This is a genomic window from uncultured Porphyromonas sp. (assembly GCF_900541275.1).
Lineage (GTDB): Bacteria > Bacteroidota > Bacteroidia > Bacteroidales > Porphyromonadaceae > Porphyromonas_A.
In genome coordinates this window covers 35624-51158 of sequence record NZ_UQJH01000001.1, presented here as the reverse complement: position 1 = coordinate 51158, position 15535 = coordinate 35624, and the positions used below count along the sequence as shown (strand labels likewise).

Sequence of the window (15535 nt, the reverse complement as noted above, 5' to 3'; positions counted from 1 at the left end):
CTGCTTCAGGAATAATTCTTTTACCGGTATTAGACTTCTCTAATATCGGTATTAGTCTTCCCTTTTACCGGTATTAGAGTGACGGCAGAGTATAGAATATTTATAGGTCTGTTACTGGTCCTTGGATTAAGACCTGAGGTAGTACACACCTCTGCGGAGCTAAGCCATCCGCGGTAGCACCATCGGTCGACCGGAGATAGGATGAGCCGTGATAGTAACCGGCATCCTATAGACCTCCCCTATTTGCTCCTCTGTCAGCACTTCCTCTGGGCTCCCCTGAGCGTAGAGCTGCCCTTCCCTCATCAGGACAAGGTAGTCGCAGTACTCTGAGGCCATGGTGAGGTCGTGGAGGACGGCGAGGATTGTCAGAGGACGAGCCTGGTCCTTTGCGAGCGAGCGGACCAGACTAAGCACCCGCACGGTATGTGTGATGTCAAGGTGTGCCGTGGCCTCATCGAGGAGCAGCAACTGAGGCTCCACGCAGAGCGCCTGCGCAATGGCTCCCATTTGCTGCTCACCGCCCGACAGCTCCGTCATATATCGGTGAGCCAGTGACTCCATGCCGACCATTCGGATAGACCGCTCCACCACCTCCTGATCGGCAGTGCTCTCAATGTAGTAGAGTGGCGGATGATGCGGGAGGCGCCCCATTGCCACGTAATCCCTTAGCGTGATCGCTATGGGATCAATCATCTGAGACACGACGGAGAGAGCGCAAGCACGCTCCCTTCGGCTCAGTAGCCTCAGGTCCTTATCGCCGAGGGAGATCCGGCCATTCATCGGGGAGAGATCGCCTATGACTGTCGAGAGGAGGGTTGACTTACCCGAGCCATTGGGGCCGATGATGCCAACCACAGCACCCCGCTCCACCTCGAGAGAGACATCTCGTATCGTGAAGCCTCCGGCGTATCCCGAGGACAGATGACGGATCGAGAGGAGACTCATAGCAGGGGCTTGCGACTGCGTGGGCGTGTCAAGAGGAGGATGAAAAGCAGCCCGCCGAGGATCCCGGTGATGACCCCAATGGGGAGCTCGTTAGGAGCGATGATCGTCCGCGCAACTAGGTCACAGAGCAGGAGGAAGAGTCCGCCTAAGAGAAAAGAGGCAGGGATTACGACCCTGTAGTCATTGCCTATCGTGAGTCGGACCACATGCGGGATCACAAGCCCGACAAAGCCTATCACTCCTGCTACAGCGATGGAGCACCCGGTGGCAAAGGAGGAGATGACAAAGAGCCATCGGACTGTGCGGCGGGTGTCCAAGCCCAAGTGTCCCGCACCCCTCATCCCCAGTCGCATGGCATTCATCGGGGTGGCAAAGAGGCAGGAGGTCACCAAGAGCAGGAGAGAGAGAGTCGCCATTCCGATTACCATACCGGTGTCAGACTGCGTCAGGGAGCCCATCGACCAGAGGATGATTTTCTGAAGATCCTCGGGATGTGCCACAGCCTCTATAAAGAGGACCGCCGAGGAGGTGACAAAGCTGATCATCACTCCGACCAAGAGCATCCGCTGCACCTCGACCGACCGCCGTCGCAGACTGAGAGTGTAGATCACGCCCATGACAGCAAGCGAACCGACAAACCCGCTGAGCGGAAGCCAGATATACTGCAGGGAAGAGACTCCGAAGACGATGCAGATAGCCACCCCCAGAGATGCCCCACCCGAGAGACCCATGGTATACGGCTCTACGAGTGGATTACGGAAGACCCCTTGCAAGAGACACCCTGCAAGACTAAGGGATCCTCCCACAGAGAGGGCAAGGACCATACGAGGGAGTCTTATGTAGCGGAGGACACGGTACTCGATGGAGTCCCCGCGCATGATGGTAGGCAGGTCACCGAGACGGATCGGCATCTCCCCCACGGTGAGGGAGAGGACAGCGGTGATGAGCGACAGGACCAGAAGTCCGAGGAGCAGAGCAGCCCACTTGGTCCACCTATTCATCGTCATCTACTCTTTCAGGCCCAAGTCGTGAGCCATCTTTCGCAGAGTAAGGACATAGGTAATCGGTGTAGGCTGCGAGGTCTCGTTGGCCTCCAGCTCATAGAGATGTCCCTGCCGAGCTGCCTTAAGATCCGGGAAGGACTGCCACCCCTTGATCATCGGCTGTCGTTCCTCCCCCATCCCTACGACGAAGATATAGTCGGGATCACTCCGTAACACATACTCCCTGCTGAGTGTCCCATGGCTGAGGTCCTCACATATATTGATGCACCCGAGCTGGGTGATCATCTCTCCCATATAGTTCCCCCCCGTCACGCCATAGAGGGGGTTATCCCCGAGCTGCATCAGCACTGTCCGTCCGGTGAGTCCCTGAGTGCTCATACGTTGCTTGAGATCCTGCGCCACTACGAGGGAGGCTTCAGCAAGCTTCTTCGCCTCAGCCCCCTTACCAATCCTCTTGCCCAGGTCGACAAATTGATCACAGATCTCAACCAATGTGGTCCCCGTGCGATAGGTGACCACCTCTAGACCCAGTTTCCGAAGTGTCTCAATGTCACTCTGTCGTGTAAGCGAGGTGGCGAGGATCAGGTCCGGCTTCAGCGCCACGATGGCCTCAGGACTTGTCTTGACCGCACTCGCGATCACGGTCACCCCCTTGCGCCCCGCTGCCATACAGTAGCTGGTGCACCCGACGATCCTGTCTGCAGCATCGAGGTAGTATAGGGACCGGGTGAGAGAGGGGGCAAGGGAAACAATTCGCCTCGGGGTAGATGCCATCAGAGTACAGCACCCGACTAAGAGGCAGACTAAGAGAGATAATAATCGTCTCATGGCTAAGAATTATCTGGATCAGAAACGATATAGGATGTACGTGCGCACATCGATCACCTGCTCAGAGGAGGTCCCGAAAAGCGAGGTCCGACTATTGTCAAAGAGTTCCCCCAGATTATAGATATAGCCACCCCTCAGTCCGATCACAAAGCGACGCATTTGGTACTCCGCACCGATGCCACCACCGACACCCCACCAGAAGTTGTGATCCAGCTCATGCCCGTGATGCTCCCGATAGACATGGCGCATCGTGGTGGGGTCAAAACCTTCCCCCACCTGCTCCTCCTCACTCTCTCCCAGCTTGTACCCGAAGTGGGAACCCGCATCAATGGTAAGCTTAAGGGGACTACTGGCTCCACCGATCATAAAGTGGGTCATGATCGGCACATGCACAAAGGAGAGGTTACGCTTATAGGTATACTGCGGATAGTCCTCCGGAGCCTCCGTCCAGCCACGCTGCCAGTAATTCAGCTCCACCAGCACACCGGCATAGCTCTCCACATCATACCTCAGTGCCACCCCACCACTGAAGCCGAGATAGGGTTTCTGCTGGATGATGGGACGAAAAGTGACGGTGGAGAAGCTGACCCCACCGGTCGGACCGATGAGCAGCCTTCCCCATCTCTCCGCCCCAAGCCTCAGAGGAGACAGGGTCAGGAGAGTCAGCAGCAGGGAGAGTGCTAGCTTTTTCATCATCAGAAGCGCGACACGCTATTGTCCTTATTATACCGGACGAGGAAGACCCCTTGATTACTCCTTGTCCCGCTCTTCATCGGTACACTCTTGCCAAAGTCAAGCAGCGACTGCACACCCTTGTAAGCAGTGTCCGATGACTCATTTTTCCTAAGGAAATAGCTCCCCGTATCGTAGCCGAGGGCCGAGTATCGAGGGAAGGTATTTCCGGTACCATGACCAAACCACTTCATATAGTCCGCCGAGAAACGCTGGTAGGCATGGTCTCTCGGATAGATGAAAAAGGTGGTAAAGAAGGTTGCCTCAGCTCGGTACATCTGTCTCCCAAGTGAGGAGGCATAGGTCTGCCACTCTGGATAGCCAAAGGCAGTGACCACAGAGCTATCCCCGAGGTCATCCTGTGCGGCATCGATGGCACTCAGCACCTGCCGTGCTGCAGAGAGAGACGAGGTGGTCGGCACCACGACCACCCTCAGGTGACCTAAGCTCTGTCGCGACACATCCTCACCGCTCATAAAGTCTGACGAGGCACACTCCGAGTAGGAGGAGCCGGCAAGGCGCAGTCTATTCTGGAGCGCTAGCACGAAAGGACTCTCCTCCTCGCCCGATACAGGACGGACAAAGAGCACATGGTACGAGCCATAGGTCTGCATAAAGCGCTCCGCAGCCTGATCATACAGCAGAGCCGCCGGGGTATTGACCTGGTAGATATGACCGGAGAGCGATGAGGCTACGTCCTTGGATGAGAAGGGGATCACATAAGTAGCCTGCTTGTAGTGAGCCAGCTCACTCAGCTGGCGGATCGAGGAGACCGAGACGCCACCGATGATCAGGTCGACGTCGGGGAGGTTGCTGATCGCCACCTTGGTGGACGGCAGCTCCACATCATCGCAACTGTAGACATACAGGTTGATGTCCCGTCCCTCCCGCTTGGCCTCCAGCACGCTCATAAGGAACCCTTCGTAGTAGTCCGCAAAGCGTCTCTCCCTATCAAGTCTGAAGGGGAGAGCCAGCACCACATCCATTGTCCCTGACCCGGTGGTCGGGCGAGTGGCAACGACACTCCTAGCAGCCAGATTATTCGGGATACTGCCATCCGGCAGGAATACCGACTCCCCGGCTCTCAGCCCACGCTCCAGCACCTGAGGATTATATTTGTAGAAGTCCTCCTCACTCCAGGCGGTACCCTTGACGAGCGAGTAAACGGTAGCCCCTCCGGAAACTGTCTCTAGTCGGATACCATTGAGGCTGTCCGCAGCGGCCGGCACGACACGTTTGGCATCAGGTGACGAAGGGGATGTCGTAGAGTAGGCAGGCAGCTTGATGATCATGCCTACTGCAATGTCGTCGGGAGACTTGAGGAACGTATTGAGAGCCATCAGTTCCCTCACCGTGGTGCCTGTACGGTGTGCTATGCTGTAGAGGGTGTCCCCTTTCTTGATCGCATAGAATTCCTCTTCCGACGAAGCAGCCGTGGATACGCCTGCAGGTAGCACCAACTGCTCTCCGACACGTATGCCCTGACGAGCAGAGGGATTGAGCCTATAGAGATCAGCCACGGAGACGCCATACTGCTTACCTATCCGATATAGGGTCTCGCCAGACCGGACCACGTGGACACGAGTCGTCGTCTGCGCCGACCCACTGACAGAGACGAGCAGTACCAGGCACATCCATAGGATGGTCTGTCGCACTCGGCTTCCCTCAATACTTCGCTTCATCTTGGATACAATACTATGAGATAGGTGTACGGCGCACAGGCGCCACTCTTCGGTGATGGCACAAAGGTAATGAATTGCCCCCTTTCCGCCACAATTCTATTCCCGGTATTAGTCCGAAGCGAGAGGACACAGGCGAATAATGGTACCTTTGTATATAGATCCCGCAGGGGTTCTTTTACTTCGATACCAAATTCAATAGCTAAACCATGAGACGTTCTTCACGACTGATTTTAGCTTCACTCGCTCTTATCCTGAGCCTTACCTCTCTGGCCCAGAAGGTCACACGATGCGAGCCGACAGGCCCATCAGTGATCACTATTACGATGGATAATGGGCAGGCGAGGGTGCTGGACTTCTACAGCGATCATATCGTCAGGATCTATCAGGACCCCAAGGGCAGATTGCTTCAGGAGCCTCTCTCGGAACCACCGGCAGCGATAATGGTCAGTCACCCGAGGAGTGCCACTCCCTTCCGGATCTCCATTGGCACAGACCGATCGGGCAATCCGGTGGTCTCCACCGATGCGGTCTCTATCACCACGGGGCTGAAGACCGGTCTTATGAGCGTGACCGATCTGCGAAGTGGCAAAAGTGTTGTCAGGGAGTCGAGAGCTCCGATTTTCAAGGACGCGTCAAGCACACTCTTCCTCTCCATGGGGGAGAGCGAGTACTTCTATGGGGGAGGTGTGCAGAATGGTCGCTTCTCTCATCGTGGACAGTCTATTGCCATTGAGAACACCAATAACTGGGTTGATGGAGGAGTAGCTTCCCCTACCCCTTTCTACTGGAGTACAGCCGGCTACGGGATCCTGGCGTACACCTTCCGCCCCGGGAGGTACGACTTTGGTGAGGAGACCAAGGATCAGGTTGCCCTACAGCACAGCCAGGACTACATAGACTTCTTCTTGATGGTGAGCGACACGCCTAATAAGCTTATCTCAGACTACTACACCCTGACAGGGAGACCGGCACTAGTGCCAAAGTTTGGCTACCTCGAGGGTCACCTTAATGCCTACAACCGCGACTACTGGCTGGAGACCACAGAGCCGGGTAAGGGGATCCTCATGGAGGATGGGAAGCACTACGTAGAGAGCCAGAAAGATAATGGCGGTATCAAGGAGTCGCTCAATGGGGAGAGGGACAACTACCTCTTCTCCGCCCGTGCGGTGATCGACCGCTACGTCCGGCACGATATGCCGCTCGGCTGGGTGCTGCCCAATGATGGCTACGGAGCCGGCTATGGGCAGGAGGACTCACTGGACGGAAACATTGAGAACCTCAGACAGTATGGTGCATATGCTCACAAGCATGGTGTGGAGATCGGACTCTGGACTCAGAGCGACCTCCATCCGGTCGAGGACATAGAGCCACTACTGCAGAGGGACCTCAATAAAGAGGTAGGGACTGCAGGTGTAAGGGTACTCAAGACTGACGTGGCATGGGTAGGAGCAGGCTACTCCTTTGGTCTCAATGGGATTGCCGATGCCGCCGAGATTATGATCCGTGAGGGCAGAGGAGCTCGCCCATTTATCATCACCCTGGACGGATGGGCAGGAACTCAGCGCTACGGCACGGTCTGGTCGGGCGATCAGACCGGTGGTGACTGGGAGTACATACGCTTCCACATACCGACCTACATCGGCAGCGGTCTCTCGGGCATGCCCTTCATCAGCTCCGATATGGACGGGATCTTTGGCGGAGGCAATCTCCCGGTGAACGTCCGAGACTTTCAGTGGAAGGCTTTCACGCCCATTCAGCTCAATATGGACGGCTGGGGAGCCAACCCTAAGTACCCCATGGCACTGGGGGAGCCGGCCACCTCGATCAACCGATCTTACCTGAAGCTCAAGTCTGCCCTCCTGCCGTATATGTATAGCTGTGCGTATGAGACGCTGGATGGGTCTCCGCTGATGCGTCCGATGTTTTACGAGGAAGCATCACCCTACACCCTTGGAAGTGCAACGAAGTACCAGTTCCTCCTGGGGCCGAGCCTACTCATCGCACCCATATATAAGGAGACGGCTCCTGACAAGGAGGGAAATGATCTCAGGCACGGCATCTATCTGCCGATCGGTCTCTGGTATGACCTCTTCACAGGCGAGCCGTACGAGGGCGGACGGGTGATCAATTGCTTCGACGCTCCGCTCTGGAAGCTCCCAGTCTTCGTCAAGGCCGGTGCCATACTCCCATACACCCGCCCATTCAATCAGATAAGCGAGATACCTAAGGACTTCCGGGGCTATGCGCTCTATGGAGGAGCGGACGGTTCTTTCTCTGAATACGATGACGATGGGCGCACGGTAGCCTATACGGAGGGAGCCTCCGTCCGCACGCCACTGACTCTCAAGATGAGCGGGGATCGGCTCACCTTTGAGATAGGCTGTACGAAGGGAGGTTACAAGGGTTTCGAGCCCCTCAAGACGACAGAGATCAGGCTGAGCGTCTCTCAGAAGCCCTCTGCTATATCTGTCTCCGTGAGCGGTCGACCGGTACTCCTGCGAGAGGTGACAGATCGAGAGGGTTACGAGAAAGCCAAGGGAGGGGTATTCCTCTACGATGAGTCTCCGGAGCTCAATCGCTATAGTACCAAGGGGTCCGAATCATCTCAGCAAAGCATCAAGGGAAATCCTGTGGTGCTGATCAAGCTGGATAAGGTCAATACCACCTCGGAGCCGATTCGGATAGCCGTCGAGGGCTATACGATCAACCAGCCAAACCACTTTTACCGCCATACGGGTCGGCTCCAGGCTCCCAAGATGTCACCCAAGGAGAGCTTGGTAGATGCCTATACTCTAACTCCTCACTGGAGTGCAGTGAAGGGGGCAGACTTCTATGAGATAGAGCTCGGGTCGGTGCTTTACTCGACGATCCTTGGCGAGCACTTCACCCTTGAGGAGCTGGAGCCGGAGACAGACTATACCCTGCGACTGAGAGCAGTTAATAGCGACGGCGCGTCGGACTGGTCTCTGCTCACCCTCCGGACAGCCAAGGACCCGTACGAGAATGCGATTAAGGAGATCGTCGCCACCACCTCCGTCCCCAATCAGTCCGGTCAGAGCGTATCCAAGCTCTTCGACAGAGACAAGTCCACCACTTGGCATACCGAGTGGAGCAAGGAGGCGACCCCCTTTGACCTCATCCTTGATCTCAGAGGGGTCGCCCGGCTTGACTCCATAGAGTACTTCCCACGACCCGATGCCGGCAATGGCACACTCCTCAAGGGGACCATCGCCTACTCTGAGGATCGGAAGAGCTGGTCTGACGAGCAGCCCTTCGACTGGAGTCGGGATGGGTCGATGAAGACCTTTACTTTCGCTGAAAAGCCGGAGGCGCGCTACCTCCGCCTCCACATCACTGAGGGAGTCGGTAAATATGGCTCAGGACAGGAGCTGTACGTCTACAAAGTGCCGGGAAGTACCCTGAGACTACAGGGCGACATCAATCGCGATGGAAGGATCGACGAGAACGACTTCACCTCCTATACGAACTATGTAGGTCTGAGGACAAAGGATGCCGACTTTGGCTACATCTCGATCGGGGACATTAATAAGAATGGGCTGATCGACGCCTACGACATATCCACCGTGGGGACGGTCCTCGATGGCGGGGTCTACCCGTCAAGCAAGGTGGTGAGCGGACGAGTGACCCTCTCAACAGACCGGACCACTTTTACCGAGGGTGAGGAGATCAAGATCCTTGTCACCGGAAGCGATCTGAAGCAGGTCAATGCCCTTAGCCTTGCCCTGCCCTACGATGCGACCCTTGTCCGGTATGTCGGCATGCGCCTCATCGGTATGAAGGATCTGGTCAATCTCTCTTACGACCGACTTCACAGTGATGGATCTAAGGAGCTCCTTCCCACCTTCGTCAATAGGGGAAACAACTTCCTCCTCGAGGACGGCGAGCTCTTTGAGATCACCTTCCGCGCACTGAAGTCCGACAGCTGGACGCCAGAGGCCGTGGACGGACTGCTGGTGGACCGAAACCTCAATACCATCGATCCACTCACAAAATAAATAGGAGTGACTGAGGATATACTGCAATACTGCTGGAGCAACCGGCTCTTCGATGACCTCACCGTGCGGGGTCAGCAGGTCGAGGTGGAGAGTGTCGGTGTGCAAAACAGCTCCGATGGGCCCGACTTCACCATGGCACGTATTCGCTTAGGGAAGATCCTGTGGGTAGGAAGCGTAGAGCTGCACCTGCGCGCCTCCGACTGGTACGCCCACGGGCACGACACCGACCCACGCTACTCCGACCTCATACTCCACATCGTCCTAGAGGACGACAAAGAGGTATACGACCAGAGAGGCGAGAGAGTGCCCTGTGGAGTGCTGCGACTCAGCAAGGAGGCGGTAGACCGGATGACCAAGCTACAGGTGAGTGGGCGATCCCTCCGCTGCACACCTGAGATCACCGAGATCAGCATTGATGAGATCAGGAGCTGCTTCCGCCCACTCATCCATGAGCGGATGCACAATAGAGTGGAGCGAATGGCAGCAGGTCCAGTCCATGAGGGCGGGGTCAATGCCTTCCTCTTCCGCTCTATTATGCGCTACCTCGGCTGTCACCGCAACAATGACCCTATGGAGGAGACCGCCCGAAGCATCCCCTACAGAGCCCTTAAGCGCCACGCCTCCGACCCTACAGCCCTGGAGGCGATACTGCTCGGACAGGCGGGACTTCTCCAGACCACAGCTCCCCGAGATGAGTACGAGGCACAGCTGACCGAGGAGTATCTCTTCTACCGCTCTGCCTTTGACCTCACACCGATCGGGGAAGGAAAGTTTCGCAAGCTAAGGCTACGCCCTGCCGCCTACCCCGCACGGATGCTATCCGTAGCGGCTCAGATCTTCCACCACGAGGATGAGCTGATGGGGGCTGTCACCACGAGAGACTGGGAGAGGCTGGATCACCTGCTACGAGTGGAGCCCTCACCCTACTGGCAGTCTCACCTCGACTTCGGTCAGCCGTCATCTCGCCGGATAGGAGCAATAGGCGACAGTCTGATCCGGATCTTGATGATCAACGCCATCATCCCCACCGTCTATTACTATGCGGAGTGGAGCGGCTCACACGCGGGCAAGGAGGCCGCACTCGACCGGCTGCGGGAGCTCCCTCCCGAGCGAAATAGCTACATCGATCTCTTCAGCCGGTATGGCATCACGGCGACCAACGCCCTCGATACCCAGTGTATGCTGGAGCTCTACACCAACCACTGCATCCCCTACCACTGCCTCAGCTGCCCGATGGCGGTCCGGCTCTTCGAGCTGCTCCGCACACTGCCACAGAGCGGTCGATCTACATAGGTCTGACAAGCAAAGCGACCCCACCGCATCTGCAGTAGGGTCGCTTCGTCAGTTGTCCTATAAGGACTCGAACCTTAAATTCAAGAGCCAGAATCTTGCGTGTTGCCAATTACACCATAGGACATTGTGTCTCTTTGACGTTGCAAAGGTAAGACTATTTACCGACTTAGCCAATAGCTGTAAGCAAATATTTTCATAATGGTTAGCCACAAGCCTCTCCGCATCGATCGTTATGAACGGGAGGTGAGGATGTGGGTAGCTCTATGCACAGAGCAGCGATGCCTCAGCCCCTGGGATTGGAGGAGGTCAGAGTTAGCGAAAAGTGGTAAATTTGGCGCATTAATAGGTCTTCGTAGTAAGAGCCTATGAATTAGAATGGACTTATCCGCCTCAAGCACGAATACTTGATATACTCATCGTCATGTCACAAGGCTTCAAAAAGTTTATCACCTGGCTCTGGATCATTTTCGCTGCCGGAGTCGTAGCCGTGATTCTCCTCTTTTTCCTGATCTCTAAGGGGGTCATCGGTTATATGCCCCCGATTGAGGACCTGCAAAATCCGATCGACCGCTACGCCTCACAGGTGATCAGTCAGGATGGTCAGGTGCTGGGGACCTATGCCCTGCAGGATAATAATCGAATCCATACGGACTACAACGACCTCGCACCCTCGCTCGTCCATGCGCTGATCGCCACTGAGGACAAGCGATTTACCGACCATAGCGGCATCGACATGATGGGCGTACTGAGGGCCTTCTTCCGCACCATCATCATGGGCGACAAAGACTCCGGCGGTGGTAGTACGATCACCCAGCAGCTCGCTAAGCAGCTCTACTCCCCTCAGGCGGACAATATCATAGAGAGAGCGCTTCAGAAGCCGATCGAGTGGGTCATAGCGGTGGAGCTGGAGCGGCGCTACTCCAAGGAGGAGATCATCAGCCTGTACCTCAATCAATTTGACTTCCTCTACAATGCCATTGGGATCGAGCAGGCCTCTCTCACCTATTTCAGCAAGCTACCCAAGGATCTGGAGGTGGAGGAGTCGGCTCTCCTCGTGGGTATGGTCAAGAATCCCTCCTTCTACAACCCCCGTCGCCATGAGGAGCGCGCTCTCACCCGGCGCAACCTAGTGATGGACCGAATGGTCGAGAAGGGCTTCCTCACTAAGGAGGAGGCTGCCGAGCACAAGGAGATCCCGATCAAGCTGGTCTTCAATCGCCGCACCCACAATAACGGAGCTGCACCTTACTTCAGGGAGTATATCCGTCAGATCATGACAGCTAAGGAGCCCCGCCGGAGCGACTATCCGGACTGGCAGAGAGACCAGTACAGCCGAGACTCTGTCGCCTGGATCAATAATCCGCTCTATGGCTGGTGTGCAAAGAATAAGAAGGAGGATGGCTCCAACTACGACATCTATACGGACGGGCTCAAGATCTACACCGGGATCAATACCCGGATGCAGGAGCACGCCGAGGCGGCTATGATCGAGCACCTGGCCTCCACCCTTCAGCCCGCCTTTGATCGAGAGAAATCGGGTCGTGCCAATGCGCCCTTCTCCAATAGCATCACGTCCCAAGAGCGAGATAAGATCATTGACCGATCAGTCCGTCAGAGTGGACGTTACTTCACTATGCGAGCCGCCGGGGTACCCGAGGAGGAGATCATCGCCTCCTTTGACAAGCCCACCGAGATGCAGGTATTTGCCTATGAGCGCAGCGGAGACAGTTACATCACCACCCTGCGCGATACGGTGATGACTCCGAGGGACTCAATCATATATGCCAAGACCTTCCTCCGATCCGGCTTTATGGCTATGGATAGCGAGACGGGAGAGGTACGCGCCTACGTCGGAGGACCGGACTTCCTCACCTTTAAGTACGACATGGTAACGCAGGGACGCCGTCAGGTGGGGTCGACGATCAAGCCTTATCTCTACTCCATGGCGATGAACGAGGGCTTCACACCATGCGACCAATTGCTTCACGTACAGCCGGCACTCCGCAATCCTGACGGCTCCATCTGGACACCGCGAAACGCCGGCTCCTCCATGATCGGCGAGATGGTCTCCATCGGATGGGGACTGAAGCACTCGGATAACTGGGTCACCGCCTGGCTTATGGGTCAGCTGTCAAGTGACGGCTACTCCACTAGCTTCGTCAATTACCTCCACAGTATGGGCGTCACCGGCACGATAGAGCCGACCCTCGCCCTCTGTCTCGGCTCTTGTGACATATCGGTCGAGGAAATGGTGGGAGCCTTCACCACTTTTAGCCAAAAAGGAATGCGACAAGAGCCCCTCTACGTCACCAAGATTGTGGATAAGTATGGAAATGTGGTGGCCAACTTCACCTCCAAGGTCCACGAGGTCCTCCCTGAGGATGCCGCCTACAAGACGCTCTATATGATGCGTGAAGTAATGAATGGCGGTACCGGCAGCAGGATGCGCTTCCGTTACGGCATCGATGCCGATATGGGAGGGAAGACCGGTACGACACAGAATCATTCGGACGGATGGTTTATGTGCTTTACCCCTAAGCTCAGCACCGGCTGCTGGGTAGGTGGTGAGGACCGATCGATCCACTTCGATGGCATGCGCATGGGTCAGGGCGCGAGCTTGGCACTGCCGGTGGTGGCGAGGTTCTTCCAGAAGATCTACGGAGACAAGGAGCTACAGAAGGACACCTCCCTCGGCATTGATCCTGGGCTAAAATTTACCTTCCCCGAGGGCTTTGAGCCATGTCGCCGAGACGATGCTGCAGGTGTTGCGTACGACAGAGAGGATGTCACAGAGCCACACCAACAGCAAGCCCCCAAGGAGATCGACGACCTCTTCTCCTAATCGGTAGAGGACAGTACCAAAAAGTCGGATCCCGCACCTGATCAAGTGCGAGATCCGACTTTTTTCGGATCAGCAGGGTCCCCTATTACTTAAGGCTTCCCACCATATCCTCCGGGCGGACCCACTCGTCAAACTCCTCGGCAGTGAGGAAGCCGGACTTTACAGCCTCCTCGCGGAGTGTGGTCCCATTGTGGAATGCAGCCTTGGAGATCTTAGCCGCCTTCTCATACCCGATGTGGGTGTTGAGTGCCGTGACCAGCATCAGAGAGTTATTGAGCAGGGTATTGATGCGCTCCCTATTTGGCTCAATGCCGGCAACGCAGTGCTCCTCCAGCGAGAGACAGGCATCGCCGAGCAGCTGAGCGGACTGGAGGAAGTTGGCTGCCATGACCGGCTTGAAGACATTCAGCTCGTAGTTACCAGTTGCACCGGCCATCGTGATCGTGGTCTGATTGCCAAAGACCTGTACGCAGACCATAGTCATTGCCTCACACTGGGTAGGATTGACCTTACCGGGCATGATCGAGGAGCCCGGCTCATTCTCCGGCAGGTGGATCTCACCGATGCCGCAGCGAGGACCGGAGCCGAGGAGACGGATGTCATTGGCGATCTTAAAGAGAGAGGCCGCAAGACCATTGAGTGCCCCATGAGCCGCCACCACGGCGTCATGAGCGGCAAGTGACTCAAACTTATTGGGCGCCGTCACGAAGGGCTCCCCGGTAAAGTCTGCGATGTACTTGGCCACCAGCTCGGCGTAGCCCTTGGGCGTATTGAGTCCGGTGCCGACGGCAGTCCCGCCTAGCGCCAGCTCAGCGAGGTGCGGCAGGGTCGCCTCGATCGCCCTGATCGCATAGCCCAGCTGTGCTGCGTAGCCGGAGAACTCCTGTCCGAGCGTCAGAGGGGTAGCGTCCTGCAGGTGGGTCCGCCCGATCTTGACGATGTCCTTGAAGTCCTCAGCCTTCTTCTCGAGGCTCTTCTGGAGCTTCTTCACCGCTGGGAGAGTATGCTGTACTACCTTGGTGTAGGCGGCGATGCTCATCGCGGTGGGGAAGGTGTCGTTGCTGGACTGAGACTTATTGACATCGTCATTGGGATGTATCAGGCTCGGCTCGCCCAGCTTGCCACCATTGAGGACGTGGCAGCGATTGGCAACCACCTCATTGACATTCATATTGGACTGCGTGCCGCTACCGGTCTGCCAGATGACGAGAGGGAACTGATCATCCAGCTTGCCCTCGATGATCTCGTCGCACGCCTGAGCGATGAGATCACGCTTCTCCTGAGGGAGGACCCCCAGCTCGCAATTGGCATAAGCGGCCGCCTTCTTCAGATACCCGAAGGCAGTGATGATCTCGTGCGGCATAGAGGCTGCGGGACCGATCCGGAAGTTATTGCGACTGCGCTCTGTCTGGGCAGCCCAGTACTTATCAGCGGGGACCTTCACCTCGCCCATGGTATCATGCTCGATACGATACTCCATAATTGGCTTGACTATTTACTATTAGCGTTGTACTTACCTAACTTTCTTCCAAAGTTACCCAAAATAGAGTCTTTCGCAAAGCAGTCCCACCATCCTTGCTCCACCGGTCAGACTGCACTCTTAATTGTGAGCGGAAAGTGGCTCGCTATGTGGGGCATTTCTTTTACCGATATTAGGCGCAACTAATATCGGTATTAGTGACATCTAATATCGGTAAAAGAAATCAGCCGGTCCAATGGGCGAAATGGGGGTGACAATGAAGAGAAAAAATGTACCTTTGCGGTGACGGTGATCCGATGGACACTCGCTCATCGGAGTAAGAGGGAAACAGGTGCAAGTCCTGTGCAGACCCGCTGCTGTAAGTCTCCAACCGATCGGCTCGAAGTGATGCCACTGTGGTCCTCCTCGGAGGAGTATGGGAAGGCGACGAGCCGAGAGACAAGCCAGAAAACCTGCCGTCACGTGCATTTTGTATCGCTCCCGAGGACTGGAGCGGTGCCACTGAAAGGATGTAGTCCATCTGTATTTTCCAATTTTTGACTCGCTATCAGCGACTATTATCCCAAGTGTGGTCAGGTAATTCATACTGAGTGATGACGACCCTCTGTGAAGCGGATCGAGTCTATGCACTTTTAGGAGAGACGGTCACCGACATCCGACGGTGGCGGTCTCTCCTTTTTTTGTACCTTTCAGTCGATTAGTTTTACTGACTC

Annotated in this window: 9 protein-coding genes, 1 tRNA gene and 1 riboswitch; of the genes, 3 read left to right on the top strand and 7 right to left on the bottom strand. The window is 56.0% G+C overall.

The features are described 5' to 3' along the window. Positions 1-159: 159 nt before the first annotated feature. Genes QZR17_RS00195 through QZR17_RS00175 form a run of 5 tightly spaced genes read right to left on the bottom strand, consistent with a single transcriptional unit; the run spans position 160 to position 5191 of the window. Positions 160-945 carry an ABC transporter ATP-binding protein gene (locus QZR17_RS00195; RefSeq protein ID WP_297126189.1) on the bottom strand — a complete coding sequence of 262 codons (786 nt, stop codon included), beginning with the start codon at positions 943-945 and terminating at the stop codon, positions 160-162. After that, positions 942-1952 carry an iron ABC transporter permease gene (locus QZR17_RS00190; protein WP_297126186.1) on the bottom strand — a complete coding sequence of 337 codons (1011 nt, stop codon included), beginning with the start codon at positions 1950-1952 and terminating at the stop codon, positions 942-944. Before QZR17_RS00190 ends, QZR17_RS00195 begins: the two co-directional genes overlap by 4 nt. Continuing rightward, positions 1953-2777 (bottom strand): helical backbone metal receptor, encoded by an 825-nt coding sequence (locus QZR17_RS00185; protein WP_297126184.1) that lies wholly within the window; start codon positions 2775-2777, stop codon positions 1953-1955. Positions 2778-2795: 18 nt separating this feature from the next. After that, positions 2796-3473: a porin family protein gene (locus QZR17_RS00180; RefSeq protein WP_297126181.1), complete on the bottom strand. Its 678-nt coding sequence runs from the start codon at positions 3471-3473 to the stop codon at positions 2796-2798. After that, positions 3473-5191 (bottom strand): LysM peptidoglycan-binding domain-containing protein, encoded by a 1719-nt coding sequence (locus QZR17_RS00175; RefSeq protein ID WP_297126178.1) that lies wholly within the window; start codon positions 5189-5191, stop codon positions 3473-3475. The genes QZR17_RS00180 and QZR17_RS00175 overlap by 1 nt, the downstream gene beginning before the upstream one ends. Before the next feature lie 308 nt (positions 5192-5499). Between QZR17_RS00175 and QZR17_RS00170 the strand changes: the two genes are divergently transcribed. Both QZR17_RS00170 and QZR17_RS00165 read left to right on the top strand, forming a co-directional pair. Beyond that, positions 5500-9207, top strand: a complete 3708-nt coding sequence (locus QZR17_RS00170) for a TIM-barrel domain-containing protein (RefSeq protein ID WP_297126175.1) — start codon at positions 5500-5502, stop codon at positions 9205-9207. Between the two features lie 6 nt (positions 9208-9213). Further along, entirely contained in the window at positions 9214-10500 is a 1287-nt protein-coding gene (locus QZR17_RS00165; RefSeq protein WP_297126172.1) for a DUF2851 family protein, read from the top strand. Positions 10501-10552: 52 nt separating this feature from the next. Here QZR17_RS00165 and QZR17_RS00160 read toward each other — a convergent pair. After that, positions 10553-10624, bottom strand: a tRNA-Gln gene (locus tag QZR17_RS00160). 297 nt (positions 10625-10921) lie between these two features. On the opposite strand from QZR17_RS00160, the gene QZR17_RS00155 reads away from it, so the two are divergent. Further along, positions 10922-13342, top strand: coding sequence for a transglycosylase domain-containing protein (locus tag QZR17_RS00155; RefSeq protein ID WP_297126169.1), 2421 nt, complete (start codon positions 10922-10924; stop codon positions 13340-13342). Between the two features lie 85 nt (positions 13343-13427). Here the strand turns inward: QZR17_RS00155 and fumC are convergent, their stop codons facing one another. After that, positions 13428-14822 carry a class II fumarate hydratase gene (gene fumC, locus QZR17_RS00150; RefSeq protein ID WP_297126166.1) on the bottom strand — a complete coding sequence of 465 codons (1395 nt, stop codon included), beginning with the start codon at positions 14820-14822 and terminating at the stop codon, positions 13428-13430. 269 nt (positions 14823-15091) lie between these two features. Beyond that, positions 15092-15297: riboswitch (cobalamin riboswitch) on the top strand. The last annotated feature ends 238 nt before the right edge of the window (positions 15298-15535 follow it).